Source organism: Catelliglobosispora koreensis DSM 44566, from assembly GCF_000379685.1.
GTDB lineage: Bacteria > Actinomycetota > Actinomycetes > Mycobacteriales > Micromonosporaceae > Catelliglobosispora > Catelliglobosispora koreensis.
In genome coordinates this window covers 23,019-37,820 of record NZ_KB903258.1, presented here as the reverse complement: position 1 = coordinate 37,820, position 14,802 = coordinate 23,019, and the positions used below count along the sequence as shown (strand labels likewise).

General features: G+C 63.8%; 19 protein-coding genes and 2 pseudogenes. 10 read left to right on the top strand and 11 right to left on the bottom strand.

What is annotated here, in order from left to right; genetic code table 11:
• Nucleotides 1–16: 16 nt before the first annotated feature.
• From A3E1_RS0118270 to A3E1_RS0118260, 3 genes are read left to right on the top strand one after another with little or no spacing between them, the layout of a single operon-like run.
• Entirely contained in the window at nt 17–1,024 is a 1,008-nt protein-coding gene (locus tag A3E1_RS0118270; protein ID WP_020522245.1) for a permease, read from the top strand.
• The gene (locus A3E1_RS0118265; protein WP_020522244.1) at nt 1,021–1,752 is read left to right on the top strand and encodes a TIGR03943 family putative permease subunit; all 732 of its coding nucleotides are present in this window, start codon (nt 1,021–1,023) and stop codon (nt 1,750–1,752) included. The genes A3E1_RS0118270 and A3E1_RS0118265 overlap by 4 nt, the downstream gene beginning before the upstream one ends.
• A 39-nt stretch (nt 1,753–1,791) precedes the next feature.
• Nucleotides 1,792–3,672, top strand: coding sequence for an acyl-CoA dehydrogenase family protein (locus A3E1_RS0118260; RefSeq protein WP_020522243.1), 1,881 nt, complete (start codon nt 1,792–1,794; stop codon nt 3,670–3,672).
• Here A3E1_RS0118260 and A3E1_RS0118255 read toward each other — a convergent pair.
• The 7 genes from A3E1_RS0118255 to A3E1_RS0118225 all read right to left on the bottom strand — a co-directional run bounded on the left by A3E1_RS0118255 (nt 3,665) and on the right by A3E1_RS0118225 (nt 7,881).
• Nucleotides 3,665–4,279 (bottom strand): hypothetical protein, encoded by a 615-nt coding sequence (locus A3E1_RS0118255; protein ID WP_020522242.1) that lies wholly within the window; start codon nt 4,277–4,279, stop codon nt 3,665–3,667. The genes A3E1_RS0118260 and A3E1_RS0118255 overlap by 8 nt on opposite strands.
• A 20-nt stretch (nt 4,280–4,299) precedes the next feature.
• Nucleotides 4,300–4,698 carry a Fur family transcriptional regulator gene (locus A3E1_RS0118250; RefSeq protein ID WP_020522241.1) on the bottom strand — a complete coding sequence of 133 codons (399 nt, stop codon included), beginning with the start codon at nt 4,696–4,698 and terminating at the stop codon, nt 4,300–4,302.
• A complete protein-coding gene (locus A3E1_RS0118245; protein WP_051105066.1) occupies nt 4,695–5,024 on the bottom strand; it encodes an ArsR/SmtB family transcription factor in 330 nt (109 codons plus the stop codon). Before A3E1_RS0118245 ends, A3E1_RS0118250 begins: the two co-directional genes overlap by 4 nt.
• Before the next feature lie 14 nt (nt 5,025–5,038).
• Nucleotides 5,039–5,902: a metal ABC transporter permease gene (locus tag A3E1_RS0118240; RefSeq protein WP_040391160.1), complete on the bottom strand. Its 864-nt coding sequence runs from the start codon at nt 5,900–5,902 to the stop codon at nt 5,039–5,041.
• Nucleotides 5,902–6,663, bottom strand: a complete 762-nt coding sequence (locus tag A3E1_RS0118235) for a metal ABC transporter ATP-binding protein (RefSeq protein WP_020522238.1) — start codon at nt 6,661–6,663, stop codon at nt 5,902–5,904. The genes A3E1_RS0118240 and A3E1_RS0118235 overlap by 1 nt, the downstream gene beginning before the upstream one ends.
• On the bottom strand, nt 6,660–7,574 hold the full coding sequence (locus tag A3E1_RS0118230) for a metal ABC transporter substrate-binding protein (protein WP_020522237.1): 915 nt from the start codon (nt 7,572–7,574) through the stop codon (nt 6,660–6,662). The genes A3E1_RS0118235 and A3E1_RS0118230 overlap by 4 nt, the downstream gene beginning before the upstream one ends.
• 64 nt (nt 7,575–7,638) lie before the next feature.
• Nucleotides 7,639–7,881 (bottom strand): hypothetical protein, encoded by a 243-nt coding sequence (locus A3E1_RS0118225; RefSeq protein ID WP_020522236.1) that lies wholly within the window; start codon nt 7,879–7,881, stop codon nt 7,639–7,641.
• Nucleotides 7,882–7,898: 17 nt separating this feature from the next.
• Between A3E1_RS0118225 and A3E1_RS0118220 the strand changes: the two genes are divergently transcribed.
• The 5 genes from A3E1_RS0118220 (at nt 7,899) to A3E1_RS40855 (ending at nt 11,275) form a co-directional block, all read left to right on the top strand.
• Complete coding sequence (locus A3E1_RS0118220) at nt 7,899–8,225, top strand: antibiotic biosynthesis monooxygenase family protein (RefSeq protein ID WP_020522235.1); 327 nt, start codon at nt 7,899–7,901, stop codon at nt 8,223–8,225.
• Between the two features lie 8 nt (nt 8,226–8,233).
• On the top strand, nt 8,234–8,836 hold the full coding sequence (locus A3E1_RS44875) for a hypothetical protein (RefSeq protein ID WP_157631593.1): 603 nt from the start codon (nt 8,234–8,236) through the stop codon (nt 8,834–8,836).
• A 75-nt stretch (nt 8,837–8,911) separates the two neighbouring features.
• Nucleotides 8,912–10,285, top strand: a complete 1,374-nt coding sequence (locus tag A3E1_RS0118210; protein WP_020522233.1) for a glycine--tRNA ligase — start codon at nt 8,912–8,914, stop codon at nt 10,283–10,285.
• A 32-nt stretch (nt 10,286–10,317) separates the two neighbouring features.
• The gene (locus A3E1_RS0118205; RefSeq protein WP_020522232.1) at nt 10,318–10,803 is read left to right on the top strand and encodes a hypothetical protein; all 486 of its coding nucleotides are present in this window, start codon (nt 10,318–10,320) and stop codon (nt 10,801–10,803) included.
• Between the two features lie 52 nt (nt 10,804–10,855).
• Nucleotides 10,856–11,275 carry a potassium channel family protein gene (locus A3E1_RS40855; protein ID WP_020522231.1) on the top strand — a complete coding sequence of 140 codons (420 nt, stop codon included), beginning with the start codon at nt 10,856–10,858 and terminating at the stop codon, nt 11,273–11,275.
• On the opposite strand, the pseudogene A3E1_RS49315 reads toward A3E1_RS40855, so the two are convergent.
• The 4 genes and pseudogenes from A3E1_RS49315 to A3E1_RS40850 form a co-directional block, all read right to left on the bottom strand.
• Nucleotides 11,262–11,549, bottom strand: a pseudogene (locus A3E1_RS49315) (Clp protease N-terminal domain-containing protein); the annotation flags it as partial. The gene A3E1_RS40855 and the pseudogene A3E1_RS49315 overlap by 14 nt on opposite strands.
• A gap of 30 nt (nt 11,550–11,579) precedes the next feature.
• Nucleotides 11,580–11,756: pseudogene (locus A3E1_RS49310) on the bottom strand (Clp protease N-terminal domain-containing protein); the annotation flags it as partial.
• On the bottom strand, nt 11,756–11,971 hold the full coding sequence (locus A3E1_RS0118190; protein ID WP_020522229.1) for a hypothetical protein: 216 nt from the start codon (nt 11,969–11,971) through the stop codon (nt 11,756–11,758). The pseudogene A3E1_RS49310 and the gene A3E1_RS0118190, both read right to left, overlap by 1 nt.
• A 9-nt stretch (nt 11,972–11,980) precedes the next feature.
• Nucleotides 11,981–12,625, bottom strand: a complete 645-nt coding sequence (locus A3E1_RS40850; RefSeq protein WP_020522228.1) for a hypothetical protein — start codon at nt 12,623–12,625, stop codon at nt 11,981–11,983.
• 71 nt (nt 12,626–12,696) lie between these two features.
• Between A3E1_RS40850 and A3E1_RS0118180 the strand changes: the two genes are divergently transcribed.
• Both A3E1_RS0118180 and A3E1_RS0118175 read left to right on the top strand, forming a co-directional pair.
• Nucleotides 12,697–13,860 carry a trans-sulfuration enzyme family protein gene (locus tag A3E1_RS0118180; protein ID WP_020522227.1) on the top strand — a complete coding sequence of 388 codons (1,164 nt, stop codon included), beginning with the start codon at nt 12,697–12,699 and terminating at the stop codon, nt 13,858–13,860.
• A gap of 45 nt (nt 13,861–13,905) precedes the next feature.
• Complete coding sequence (locus A3E1_RS0118175) at nt 13,906–14,775, top strand: HEAT repeat domain-containing protein (RefSeq protein ID WP_020522226.1); 870 nt, start codon at nt 13,906–13,908, stop codon at nt 14,773–14,775.
• Nucleotides 14,776–14,802 lie beyond the last annotated feature (27 nt).

Genomic DNA, 14,802 nt, shown 5'->3' with positions numbered 1-14,802 from the left:
CCTATAACCTGTTGCGGTGACCGTCACAGAACGACCCCACGTTCACGAGCCAGAGACCCCCGCCAAGGGGAAGAGGATCGGCTCGGTCGAAGTCCTAGCCGTCCTGCTCGTGCTGCTGGTGTTCTTCCAGAAGCCCATCGCCGCCTGGATCAACCAATATGAGCAGTTGCGGACGTGGACCACCGTCTTCGTGTCCGTGATGGTCCAGGCGACGCCGTTCCTCGTGTTCGGCGTGGCTCTGTCGGCGACGATCGCGGTGTTCGTGCCCCGGTCCTTCTGGGCCAAGGCGTTACCGAAGAACCCCGCACTGGCCGTTCCGGTCGCGAGTTGTGCGGGCGTGATCCTGCCAGGCTGTGAGTGTGGTTCGGTGCCGATCGCCGGATCGCTGATCCGGCGCGGCGTGACCCCGGCAGCCGCGCTGGCGTTCCTGCTCGCCGCCCCCGCGATCAACCCGGTCGTGCTGGCAGCGACAGCGGTCGCGTTCCAGGGGCAACCGGAGATGGTGGTCGCGCGTGGCGCCGCGAGCCTCGTGGTCGCGATGATCATGGGCTGGCTGTGGCTGCGCCTCGGCAAGACCGAGTGGATCAAAATGCCGCGCCGCCCCGAGCTAGACGGATTGTCCAAAGGCCGGGCGTTCTGGGCCGCCTGCCGGCACGACATCATTCACGCGGGCGGATTCCTCGTGCTGGGAGCCATGGCCGCCAGCACCATCAACGTGATCGTGCCGGAGAAGTGGCTGCTGACCCTGGCGTCCAATGAACTGGTCGCCATCCTCGCGCTCGCGTTCCTGGCCGTTTTGCTCAGCATCTGCTCAGAGGCCGATGCCTTCGTGGCCAAATCCCTGAGCGTCTTCTCTCCTACCGCTCAACTGGTCTTCATGGTGGTTGGCCCGATGGTCGACTTGAAGCTCATCTCGATGCAGACCGGGGTCTTCGGCCGCCGCTTCGCGTTCCGTTTCGCGCCGGCCACGTTTGTCATCGCCGTCGTCATCGCCTCGATCACAGGACTGGTGTTGCTGTCATGAACCGTCTTGCGCAAGGTGTCGTGCTGATCCTGCTCGGCGGGGCCGTCGTTAAGGCGAGCGTCACCGATATGTACCTGCGCTACGTGCGCGAGTGGATGCAGTATTTCCTCATCGCCGCGGGTGCCGTGCTGATCATCGCCGGGATCATGACGATCATCTATGACCTGCGGCACGGGTCGCACGTGGACGATCACGATCATGGCGACGACAAGCCACACAAGGAGCCCCGCGTTGGCTGGCTGCTGATCGCGCCGGTGCTCGGCCTGCTGCTCGTGGCCCCGCCTGCCCTCGGCGCCTTCGCCGCAGGGCAGTCCGGAAGTGCTGTGCTGCAAGCATCAGACCTCTACCCGCCGTTGCCCGAAGGCGACCCGGCCGACATCAGCGTGCTTGACTACGCGACGCGGGGGATCTTCGACAAGGGCGAGTCCATGAAGGACACCAAGGGCAGTTACCGCACCGTGCGGATGACGGGCTTCCTGTCGGCTGGCCCCAATGGCGAGCAGGTGGTCACGCGCATGATGCTTTCCTGCTGTGCCGCTGACGCCCGCCCGATCAAAGTCGGGATGACTGGCCGGATTCCCGAGGGCCTTGGCAACGACCAGTGGGTCGAATTGGTCGGCAAGTACACTACGAAGACGTCAGTCGATCCCGTGAACAACCAGACCATTACTTATATTGATATTGCCGAGTGGCGAAAGATCGATCCACCTCGCAATCAGTACGAGTAGTTGCTACCCGGGAGTGTTACGCGGCGGTAACCTGGGGGCATGACCGCAGCGCAGCGTGAAGTCACCGCCGAACAGGCACGAGGCGTCGCTGAAGCGGCGCGCGAGAAGGAGTGGCGCAAGCCCAGTTTCGGTAAACAGCTGTTCCTGGGCCGGCTGAGGATGGATCTGATCGACCCATGGCCCGATCCTAAGCCGAACGAGGACGCGGAGCGTTTCTTCGAGCAGCTCGAAGAATTCGCGCGCACCAAAGTGGACGGGCGCCAGATCGAGCGGGACGCGCGCATTCCCGACGAGGTGTTCCGGGGCTTGGCCGAGCTTGGCTGCTTTGGCATGAAAATCGACAAGAAATACGGCGGCCTTGGTCTGTCCAATCTGGACTATTGCCGCGCGCTGACCCTCATCGGCTCCGCCAGCCCATCGATTGGCGCCTTACTCAGCGCACATCAGTCGATCGGTGTCCCGCAGCCACTGAAGACCTTCGGAACAGACGCTCAGAAGCAGAAGTTCTTGCCCCGCCTGGCCGCTGGCGAAGTTTCAGCTTTCCTCCTGACTGAACCCGACGTCGGCTCTGACCCGGCGCGACTCAGTGTTACGGCAACTCCCGTCGACGGCGGCTACAAGCTCAACGGCGTGAAACTGTGGGCTACCAACGGTTCCGTGTCGACGTTGCTCATCGTCATGGCCATGGTGCCGGGCAAAGGCATCTCCGCCTTCGTTGTCGAGGGCACGGCCGAAGGCGTGACAGTCGAGCGGCGTAACGCTTTCATGGGGTTACGCGGGCTGGAAAACAGCGTGACGCGGTTCCATGACGTGTTCGTGCCGGCCGAAAACCTTGTCGGCAAAGAAGGTCAGGGCCTCAAGATCGCCCTCACGACCCTCAACACGGGCCGCCTTTCCTTGCCAGCCATGTGCGTGAGCGCCGCCAAGTGGTGCCTCAACGTGGGCCGCGGCTGGTCGTCCGAACGCGTGCAATGGGGCCGCAAAGTCGGCGAACACGAAGCGGTGGCAACGAAACTCGCCTACATAGCGGCGACCTCCTATGGCATGGAGTCGATGCTGGAGTTGTGCTGTCTGCTCGCCGACGACGACCGCAACGACATCCGCATCGAGGCCGCGCTCATCAAGCTGTTCGGCTCAGAGAAGGCTTGGACCATCGCCGACGAGCTGATTCAGATTCGCGGCGGCCGTGGCTACGAGACCGCCGATTCCCTTGCCGCGCGCGGAGAACGCCCGCTCGGGGCGGAGCAACTGTTGCGGGACTTGCGCATCAACCGCATCTTCGAAGGCTCGACCGAGATCATGCACCTGCTCATCGCGCGCGAAGCGGTCGACCAGCACCTGTCCGTCGCGGGCGACATCATCGATCCCAAAGCCCCGTTGGGACGCAAAGGAAAAGCCTTGCTCAAGGCCACGGGTTTCTATGCCCGCTGGCTGCCCACGCTCTTCGTCGGCAAGGGCACATTCCCCTTCGCGTACTCAAAATTCGGCCCCCTGGCCAAACATCTGCGCTACGCCGAGCGTGCGTCGCGGCGCCTGGCCCGCAACACGTTCCGGGGCATGGCCACTTGGCAGGGCCGTCTTGAGCACAGGCAAGCGTTCCTGGGCCGGATCGTCGACATTGGAGCGGAGCTGTTCGCCATCGCCGCCACGTGTTCGAGGGCACGGCGCAGTGGCCGGCCCGAGGAGATTGAACTGGCCGACGTGTTCTGCCAGCATGCACGCCAGCGCGTCATCCTCCTCGAGCACGGCCTGTGGAACAACACGGACAGCGCCGACGTGGCGCTGGCCAAGAAGGTGCTCGCGGGACGTTACGCGTTCACCGAAGACGGTGTTGTCTTGCCGCCTGACGAAGGTGCCTGGGTCGCCTCGGCGGAAGCGGGCCCGTCTACGGAGCCAAACCTGCTGCGTAAAGTCACCTGAGCCGTTTAGCGCTCAAGCCCAGGCTACGCAGTTCCAGCCGCGCGAGGGCGTCGACGCAACTCTGGTCCCCGTTGCGCCAGCCCGACACGACGTCATCGTCGAGGTCGGCCAGGCGGCGCAACGGGGCTTTGGCTAGGGCCCGCAGGGCGAGCAGTTCCGCGCCGCCGGGACGCTTGCGCACCTTCACCGCGGCGGTGGCGGCCCGCATCCACTGGAACCGGAACGGAACCCACAGTGCCAGCGCCAGCAGCAGCGGCATGACCGCGGTCGACCAGGCGAGCACCGTCGCGAGGTCGCCCACGGTTTCCTGCTGCGACCGGCCGGCCTCGGCGATGCCCTGGGCGGCCTCGGCCGCGGCACCGAAGGGGGAGGCGAGGGCGTCGCCGACGAGAGGCACCGATCCTGCCTTGTCCTGGGCGGTAGCCAGGTCACCGGCGAGCTTGGCGCCGGAACTTTCCAATTTGGCCCCAGGAGCGGCCAGGCGGGAGACGAATCCATAGAGCGTCACCCCGGCCCAGATCCAAAGTAGACACCAGCCAGCCATAGCGATGTCTGCGATGATCTGCCGGGTAAGGCGCCATGGCCTTTCGGCGTAAACCTTCACCATGGGGGTTTACTTTCCCCCGGTTAGGCCTTCCTCATGCATTCGCCACACGTGCCAAAGATTTCTAGAGTGTGACTGACGTCGGCGAAGCCGTGTTCGGCAGCGACCTTGTCGGCCCAGGTTTCCACGGTGGGGCCAACGACCTCGACCGTGCGGCCACAGCCGCGGCACACCAGGTGATGGTGGTGGCCGTCTGAGCAGCGCCGGTAAAGGTGTTCACCACCTGGCGGGCGCATCACGTCGATCTCATCGGCTTCGGCCAGCGCCTGAAGCGTGCGGTAGACGGTGGTGAGGCCGATCCGGGTGCCGCGGTCACGGAGCATGGCGTGCAGGTCTTGCGCGCTATGGAAACCGTCCACTTCGGTCAGAAGGGCGGCGACGGCGGAGCGCTGGCGCGTGTTGCGCCCGGCGGAGGTGGTCACGGTCGTTTCTCTCCCACATGAGCGACGGCGTCGGCGACGATGTGCGCGATGTGTTCGTCCACTAAGGAATAGGCGATCTCACGGCCACGCCGCTCGGCTCGCACCACAGCGGAGCCACGCAGCACCCTTAAGTGCTGTGAGACCAGCGGCTGCGGAACGCCGAGTGCCTCGACTAGCTCGTGCACATAGCGCTCGCCATGGGCCGATAGCTCAGTGACTATGGCTACCCGGACCGTGGCCGCGAGTGCACGAAGCAACTCGCTCGCGCGCTGATACGCCTCATCGCTCACATTGATTACGGTAGCGTCACTAGGCCCGGCAGACATCTCGGGCACGAGTTTCACTCGAGAACCCATTCAGGGGCGTCGCTGGACGAGGTCGTGTGACGAGGTCGGCGTACGCGCCGCAGCAGCGGGGTGACCAGGGCAACCAAGGTGAATAGGGCAATGGCGGCCAGCACCACCGTGGCGCCCGTTCCCGTATCGAGCTGGATCGAACCGAAGAAACCGGCCGTACCGGAAACCAAGCCGAAAAGCATCGACAGGGCCATCGTCATGCCAAAGCCGCGCGAAAGCAGTTGGGCGGCGGCGACCGGCACGACCATGAGAGCGCTGACGAGCAGGAGACCGACCGCTCGCATCGCGACGGTGACTGTCACCGCGGCCATGACAGCCAGCAGCAGGTTGAGCAGCCGCACCGGCAGGCCGGACACGCGCGCGTATTCCTCGTCCTGGCAGATCGCGAATAGCCAAGGCCGCAAGCCGAGCGTGACGGCGAGCACGATGACGCCGAGGATGCCCATCACGATCAGATCTTGCTCCGTGATGGTCAGCGGTGAACCGAACAAGTAGGTCATGAGGTTGGCGTTGCTCTTGCCTTTGGCGAGCCCCGTGAGGAAGACACCACCGGAGATGCCGCCGTAGAACATGATGGCCAGGGCCATGTCGCCTGACGTACGCCCACGGGAGCGCACCATTTCGACCGCGATCGCCCCGGCGATGGCGACCGCGATGGCCGTGTAGACCGGCTGGTTGCCCGTGAGCAGTCCTAAACCGACACCCGTGAGCGCGATATGCCCGATGCCGTCACCGATAAGGGACATGCGCCGCTGTACCAGGTAGATGCCCAGCGTCGGTGCGACAAGGGCGGTCAGCAGCACGCCGATCAGCGCCCGCTGCATGAACGGGGAACTCAGCAGGTCAATCATCGCGTGCCCCAGATCCCAGGCTCGTCATGTGGCGCGTGCGGGTGCACGTGGTCGTGCGCGGGGTCGGCGTGGTGCCCGGCCGGGCGGGGGACCGGCCCGTCATGGGCGATCACTCCATCGTGGACGACGACCGCGCGCGTGATCACGGGTTGCAGTGGGCCCAGCTCGTGTGCCACGAGCAAGACGGTCCCTCCATTGTGGACAAACTTGCGCAGGGCACCGGCGAAGGCTTCCTGTGACGTGGAGTCGACTCCTGCCGTGGGCTCGTCAAGGATCAGCAGCTCCGGTGCCCCGGCCAGCGCCCGCGCGATGAGCACGCGCTGCTGCTGCCCGCCGGACAGCGACGAAACCGGGTCCCGTGACCGGTCAGCCAGGCCGACCGACGCGATCGCTTCGGTGACGGCCGAACTATCGTTTCGCCGGGGCGGGCGCAGGAACCCGCGGCTGGCCAGCCGCCCCGCGGCGACCACTTCACGGACCGTCGCGGGAACCCCGCTGCCAGCGCCGAGCCGTTGTGGCACGTATCCGATGCGCTTCCAGTCCCGGAACCGCTTCTGCGCGACCCCGAACAACTCGATGCGGCCGGAGGCAAGGGGCACCAAGCCAAGAGCGGCACGGATCAAAGTGGACTTGCCGCTGCCATTCGCCCCGAGGATCGCGACAACTTCCCCTGAACTGACCGTGAGGTTCAGGTCTCGCAGCACAGGGCGGCCGCCATAGGCGACCGCCCCATGTTCGATCCGTAAGACAGAGGTCATGAACAACCCAACGCTTCTCGCAGTGCTTTTAGATTCGCGCGCATCACGGAAAAGTAATCTTCCGTGCTGCCAGCTTCCAGTCCTTCAAGCGGATCCAGCACCGCGGTCTTGGCTCCGACCTCTTTGGCCAGGGTTTCGGCGACCCGTGGGGAGACGAGCGTCTCAAAGAAGATCGTCGTCGCTGCGTGCTCTTTGGCTTCAGCCGCGACCTCGGCGAGCCGTTGCGGCGTGGGCTCTTCCTCCGGAGTGAGGCCGGTCAGGCCTATCTGCTCAAGGTTATAGCGGTCCGCCAAGTACCCGAAGGCTTCGTGGCTTGTCACGATTTCACGCCGTTCGCAGGTCTTGAGCCCCGCGGTGAACTCTTCGTCCAGTTTGGATAGTTCGGCTCGCAGTGTGGCCGCGTTAGCCGTGTACTCAGCCGCGTGCGCTGGGTCGGCCGTGCTGAGCTTGGCGGCGATACCGTCGGAGACGGTCGCCAGGCGAGTGGGGTCCAGCCACAGGTGCGGGTCGAGGGCACCCTCTTCGGAGGCCGGCTCCTCGTCGCCTTCGTGATGGTGTGCCTCGCCCTTGATCAGCGGGCTGACCGTGGTCACGTCGAAGGCCTTGCCCGCCGCGTTCTGGTCGATCGCCTTATCGAGCTCCGGCTGGAAGGTCTTGAGGTAGACGATGAGGTCGGCGCTGCTGACCTGAGCGATCTGTGAGGGCTTCAGCTCGAGGTCGTGCGGCTCGGCGCCGGGCTGCACCAGGTTGGTCACCGCCACGTGCGGGCCGCCGACGCGCTCGGTCACGAACTGCAGCGGGTAGAAACCGGCCACAACGTCGACCTTCTCCGTGTTGGAAGGTGCGTCATTGCCACACGCGGTCAAGGTCGCGAGCGCGAGAGTGGCGCCTAGGAGAGCCCGTTTTAGCATGCAACCACTCTTGCCGAAAATGAGAATGATTGTCAAAAACGCATAGGTGAATATGACTAGCGTTCTATCTGAAGATCATCGACAGGCCGGTGATCACTAACAGAACGAGCACGGCCGCCCGCAGGATGCGCATGGATCCGGGGACGAACTGCCAGGTCTGAGCCAGCAGAGCGGATAACAGCCCAGCGATGAGCAGAATCAGCAGCCCGCCGATGAAACCGCCGATGAATAGCGCACTGACGAACACGGCGAGGGTGATCAAGAAGACGGCTGTACGGTTGACCCGGGCTAACTTTTCCAACGACATGGCAGGCATTGAATCAAATGCTGGTACTCAACCGTTTTACGGTCACTGAAGATGAAGCTGGGTTCGTCGGGCGTGCTCACGCCGCTCTCGCCGCCCTGGCAGAGGCGCCTGGCTATGTGCGCGGCGAGCTGACCCGTTCCCTGGACGATCCGTCCTTCTGGTGTTTGCTGACCGAGTGGGAAAGTGTCGGCGTTTACCGCCGGGCGCTCGGCCGCTTCGACGTCAAAGTCACCGCGACACCCCTGCTGGCGCAATCGCTGATGGAGCCCTGCGCCTACGAGACGCTAGCCTCGGCACAGCCTGGCGGCGCAGTGCAGACCCGGGCCTCCGACCGGGCCGTATGATTCCGGGCATGACTTCGCCGGAGCCGCTGCCGCAAGGGCACCTTTCCCCTGCGCCGGTCACGCACCCGGCCGCTGCGCCCGCAGCAGGTCCCTATGGCGTGCCACAGCCGCCCGCTGGCTCGCACGAACCGCAGCCTGTGCCGGTCCCGCAAGGCCCAGGTGTGCAGCCTCCCTTTCCGGCACCGCCGGCTGAAGGCCGCGGTGTGCGGCTCGGCTGGGCACTCGGCATCGCTGGCGCGGCGCTCGTGTTGTGTTGCGGCGGCGGGATCACCGCCATCTTCGGCTTCGGTGTGGCCCAGGTCGCCGCGCTCAACGAGCAGTCCCAGGTCGTCATGACCCGCTACCTCGAGGCGATCCAGGACGAGAAATATGACGAGGCTTACGAACTGCTCTGCGACGCCCAGCAGCAGGCGACGACGAAAGACCGGTTCGCCGCACGGGAACGCGCTCGCGGCGATCTGAAGAGCTTCGATATCGGAGAGTTCGATATCAACACCGGCAAACTGCCGGTAACGGAACGCTACGGCAGTGGGCCCTCCGATCAAGTGACCTATGTCTTCGCCAACGATCCGAAGACTGCTCAGCTTGAGATATGCGGTCGAACCGGCTGACGGTGGCCCTGTAACGTTGCGTCATCACGCTCCGCCGACATTCCAGCCGGCGGCTTAACCGAAAGGGACCTCGCAATGCCTGCGGACCGTATTGAATCCGTTGTCAGCCTGGCCAAACGCCGGGGTTTCGTCTTCCCGTCTAGCGAAATCTACGGCGGCACCCGATCGGCCTGGGATTACGGCCCGCTCGGAATCGAGCTGAAAGAAAACGTCAGGCGCCAATGGTGGCGCACGATGGTTCAGCAACGCGAAGACATCGTCGGCCTTGACTCCGCCATCATCCTGGCCCGCCAGGTCTGGGAGGCGTCCGGTCACATCGCCGAGTTCGTTGATCCGCTCACCGAGTGCACCAACTGTCACAAGCGCTTCCGCGCCGACCACCTCGAAGAGGCGTTCCTGGCTAAGAAGCCTGACGCCATCTTCAAACTGTCCGAACTCAACTGTCCAAACTGCGGTAGCAAGGGCACCTTCACCGAGCCGAAGATGTTCAACGGCTTGATGAAGACCTACCTTGGCCCGGTCGAGAGCGAAGAGGGCCTGCACTACCTGCGGCCCGAGACGGCACAGGGCATTTTCGTCAACTACAAGAACGTGGAGACGACCGCCCGCAAGAAGCCGCCGTTTGGTATCGCCCAGATCGGCAAGAGCTTCCGCAACGAGATCACTCCGGGCAACTTCATCTTCCGTACGCGCGAATTCGAGCAGATGGAGATGGAGTTCTTCGTCGAGCCTGGCACCGACGAGCAGTGGCACGAATACTGGCTGCAGCAGCGGTGGGACTGGTACATCGACTTGGGTCTCAAGCCGGAGAACATGCGGTTCTACGAGCACCCGAAAGAGAAGCTGTCGCACTATTCCAAGCGGACGGTCGACATCGAGTACCGCTTCCAGTTCGGTGGCACCGAGTTCTCTGAGCTAGAAGGCATCGCGAACCGCACCGACTTCGACCTGACGACGCACAGCAAGCATTCCGGCACGGATCTGTCCTATTTCGACGCCGAGAAGCAGGAACGCTGGATGCCTTACGTCATCGAGCCGGCGGCCGGTCTAACGCGTGCCGTGCTCGCGTTCCTCCTCGAGGCATACGACGAGGACGAAGCGCCGAACACGAAGGGCGGCGTCGACAAGCGGACCGTCATGCGGTTCGACCCGCGCCTGGCTCCGGTCAAGGTCGCGGTGCTTCCCTTGTCGCGCAACGAAAGGCTCACGCCGAAGGCGAAGGAGCTGGCGGCCCAGCTGCGCAAGCGGTGGATCGTCGACTTCGACGACGCGGGTGCTATCGGCCGTCGCTACCGCCGTCAAGATGAAATCGGCACGCCGTACTGCGTAACGGTGGATTTCGATACGCTCGATGACAACGCGGTGACGGTTCGCGACAGAGACTCTATGCAGCAAGAACGGGTCTCACTCGACCGTTTGGAGCTATTTCTCCTGGAAAAGCTGCCCTAGATTCACAGCATCGGCGGCTGGATACTGTCCACATGGCACGCACCCGTACAGTCGCCGGTGCCGGAACCATCGCCACCGCCGCGCTCGTCCTGATTTTTGGCAACCCGCCAGTCGTGGAATACCTCGACCGGCATGTCAAGGACGATGGCGGCGCCTGGAGCTGGTTTCTGCGCACACTAACGTGGCCGCGGTGGGCTTTTGGGCCAACTGACGGCTCCAGTGAGGCGATGCGGAACTTGCTCGCTCAAGATTTGCGGGCACTGTTCCTCATCGCTTTCGTTGCCCTGATCCTTGTGGGCGTCTCGAAATCCGTCTCAGGGGGTGCAGGCGGATTCTTTATGGGGTGGGCAGCACTTGTGTTCGCCTCAGCCTTGGCCGCCTTTATCACGGCGTTCATCGTCGCTAATCCCTCACTTGTGGGGGCGTTCCAGCTCGCGGCCGCAGGCTCTGCCTACGGCCTTTTTGTTGGCTGGATCGTCGGAGCGGTGACCGCCGGCGCTAAAGGGGCCGGTTCGTAACGTTCAAACGTCCAGGTGCCACAAAGTGGCACCTGGACGGCACTATATAGCGGTGAATCTGCTCAAGAACGCCGTGCTCAAGGCCACGAACTCGCCTCGGGCACTGATCTTTACCTACATCGGGCTGATCGTCGCGTGCTCCATTGGCTACCGCCGGTTCGAGGAAAACGTCAGCATTGGCGATTCCATTTGGTGGGCCGTGGTCACCGCGTCGACAGTCGGCTATGGCGACATAGCCCCCAAGACCTTGCAAGGGCGCATCCTTGGCGGAGTGCTCATCTCGTTCATGGTTCTCATCGTGATCCCGCTGATCACCGCTCACTTCGCGAGCAAGCTGATCGTGGACAACGACGCGTTCCAGCATGAGGAGCAGGAGGAGATCAAGAGCCAGTTGCGCGAGATCAGGTCTTTGCTGGAACAGCAGCGAGCGTCAGCTCCCGCAGCTGGCGAAGGTCGAACCCCTGGTCAGTGAGAATCTTCGCGCCGAGCCCGGCACCTTCGCGCAGGAAGCCCAGCAGGATGTGCTCGGTGCCGATGTAGTTGTGCTTGAGGGCGATCGCTTCCCGCAGGGAAAGCTCAAGGACCTTCTTGGCCCGTGGCGTGAACGGGGTGTGGTTGACGGTCCGCCGGAACCAGCTCTTCTTGGCTGGCGGCGGATCGAAATCAAGGGCACCCGGGCCGAAGGTTTCCTCGATCTTCGCGCGGACCGCGTCGAGGTCGATCCCGATCGCCTCAAGCGCCTCCGCGTCCCCACGGTAGAACGTTTCCATGTCCTGGCGCACCCGTGCCGCCTCGACGCCCGCGCCGGTCAGCACGTCGTTGGCGATGCCCGGCGTTGTCGCCATCGCCAGCAGCAGGTGCTCGGTGCCAATGTGCTTGGTGTGTAACTGTTCCCCCAGTGATGTTGCCTGTTTGACGACAGCACGGGCCTTGTCGGTGAATCGCTCGAACATCACGTCTCCCGTCCGGCGTGCTTTTTGTGCACCGCCTGCTTGCTGACCTGCAGGACCTCGGCGATTTCCTGCCACGACCAGCCGTGCTTGCGCGCGTTGCGCACCTGGAGCGCTTCAAGCGATTCCAGCAGTTTCCGCAAGGCCACCACCGCACGTAACCCGGTGCGTGGGTCGGTGCTGCTGGCCGCGGCGGCTAGATCCTTTGCCTCGGTCATGCTGTCAACTTACGTTGACGGGGCGTCGTTTGTCAACTTGAGTTGACGCCACACGAATCGGGCCCGCCAGGCATCCGATCCGGCCAGCTGCTCGGTGAAGACCGCGATTACGTCATCGACATCTGAGCATATGGCCTGCATGTGATCGCCATCGAGGCCATCGCGATACTCCAGCATGAACCCGCCCGGCAAGGCCCCCGCCCGCGTGCCGAATCCACATTGGAGGAAGTGGTCGTCGTCGCCTTCCAGCGCCATGAACCAGTTGTCGTCATCGAGACCGCGCGCGGCCTGGGCCACGTGCTCGTTCGACGGGTCTTCAATGGACAGCCCTTTGGCTGTCGTCAGATCCATCGCGTCAAACCTGCGCAACAACGGCGGGTTGACCACCGCGTTCTGCGCCGGGTCGAAGCACACCAGCCGGTGCTTGGCAGCCAGATACCTAATCAGGGCAACTGATTTCAGCTCCGTGAAGACCCGCGCGTGTGACTTCTTGTCCCACTTGATCTGCACGCCGGCCAGCTGCGCCGTCAGCTCCTTGTGGAACGCCGCGACCGCCTCATGAGCCGTCGCTGCCTTGCTGAGCTGGGCATACTTGTCTTGCGCTGCCTCGTGACTGATCCGGGCGGCCTCGTGCCAGACTGCTGTCTCCACCATGGCCCAAAAGCATGCCAGATTCACCGGATTGGCACTCACGCCGAGTACCACATTGTGGCAATGCTTTAGGTATGCACCTTGACTCGCGGTTGGTACACCCCGAATTTCCGGCAGTGGACGGCGTTTTCCCGCTCGCCGCGCCGCTCTACCAGACCAGCGGATTCTCCTACGGCGACCCAGACCTGTTCGCCGCCACCATGAATGATCCCCGCGGCGGCTTCGTCTACACCCGCCTTGGCAACCCGACCGTCCGCGCGCTTGAGAACGCCGCCGCCGCATTGGAAGGCGGCGCGGTAGCGTTGGCGACAGGCTCAGGATCAGGCGCGATCAGCGCCGTGCTTCAGGCCGTGGTGCGCAGCGGCGATCACATCGTCGCCCAGAAACGCCTTTATGGGGGTACTCATAAAGCACTCCACGATCTGAGTGAGCGCTTCGGCGTCGGTCTGACCCTCATCTCCGGCGACGATGCCGCTGAGCTGAGCGCCGCCATACGCCCGTCGACCAAGGTGCTCTATCTGGAAACCGTGTCGAACCCCAGTGCCTATGTCAGCGACATTCCCGCGCTCGCCGCTGTTGCCCGTGACGCGGGCCTGATCACGGTGGTGGACAACACTTTCGCGCCGTTGCTCTGCCAGCCGCTCGACTTGGGTGCTGACGTGTCCATCCATTCGACGACAAAATACCTTGAAGGACACGCTGGAGTGATTGGGGGAGTGGCGGTCTTCGCCTCCGCGTCACTTCACGAGCGCGTCTGGCATTACGCGATCGAGCTTGGCGTGACAGCCGACCCGTTCGGTGCGTGGCTCACGTTGCGTGGCATGCAAACGTTGCCTTTGCGGATGGCCAAGCACGTGTCCAACGCTGTGTTTCTAGCGTCCCGGCTTGCCGAACATCCTGCGGTGGCGTCGGTCAGCTGGCCCGGGTTTGACTCGCATCCGAGTCACCTCATCGCGAAGCGAGTGCTTTCGGCGTACCCGGCGACATTCTCTTTTGATCTCAAAGGCGGCCGCGACGCGGGCCGGGCACTGGTCACACGCGTGGGGCTCGCGAAGCTCGCCCCCTCGCTCGGCGGCGTCGAAACCCTGCTCCTGCACCCCGCCAGCACGTCCCACCGCCAGCTCGCCGACCCTGAGCTGACCGCCGCTGGCATCACCAGCGGCACGATCCGCCTGTCCGTCGGCATCGAATCCCCCGACGACCTCTGGGCTGACCTCTCCCAAGCTCTGTCCATTTAGGACGATCGGAGTGCACCGGTTGCGCAGGACTGGAACACTGGCGCGGTGGCAGGTGACGAAGTTTTGGAGCTGCTGTTCGCTGAGCTAGGTGGACCGGGATTCATCGAGCGACTGGAAAGCGACTTTCCCAAGCTGGACGAGTCGGCCTGTGACCGGATAGTGGGGGTCGCAGCTGGCAAACGCGTCACGCCTTTCGGCGCTGCGAAGGCACATCCAAGAGACGTCCACGATGATTTCGGTGAGCTACTCCATCACACGGTCGCGCGCTGGCCTGACCGGTTCTTGACGCTAGTGGCGGCTGACGAGCACCTGCGCACCAGTTCGAGCGTGCTGTGGGTGCTCGGTGATGTCGATCATCCAATGGCCGGCCAGCTTCTGGTAGATGCGGTAGAGATTCGGCGCGCTGGATACAGCTTCACCCGCTGGGCAGCGCTGAAGAGCCTGACCGAGATGAGTCATCCAGACCTGCCTGATCTGCTGGTTGCCCTGGTCAAGGACCGCGACTCCCTCGTGCGATCGTCGGCCACCGATACCGCGATCGGTTTCGGTGACCCACGTTTGCTGCCCATACTGCGCCAAATCGCCACCGCGGAACGAACCCCGCCTGGTACGCGGGAATCCGCATTGGATGCGATAGAAGCAATCGTTGTCCGGTATGGCTTGCCTGACACTGACATCGGATCACGTGGCCGGCGGCTCGTTGAGGTCAGGCGGCCCAGCGATAAAGCACGAGTCGTTTCGTTGGCGCAGATCTATTGGGGCTACGAGGAAGTAGCAACGGGTCAGGAACTCGCGGTGCTGAAGGTTAACGGCCGCAATCAAATAGTACTAGCGCCCTGCGGAGGTGCGGCTGTCATTAGCCTGCTGAGGGTCGGGGGTCTGGCGCCGGAGTTCATGTTCTGGATTCGCCCCTAGCGATGGTGCCGGGCCTGGTGCGCAGGC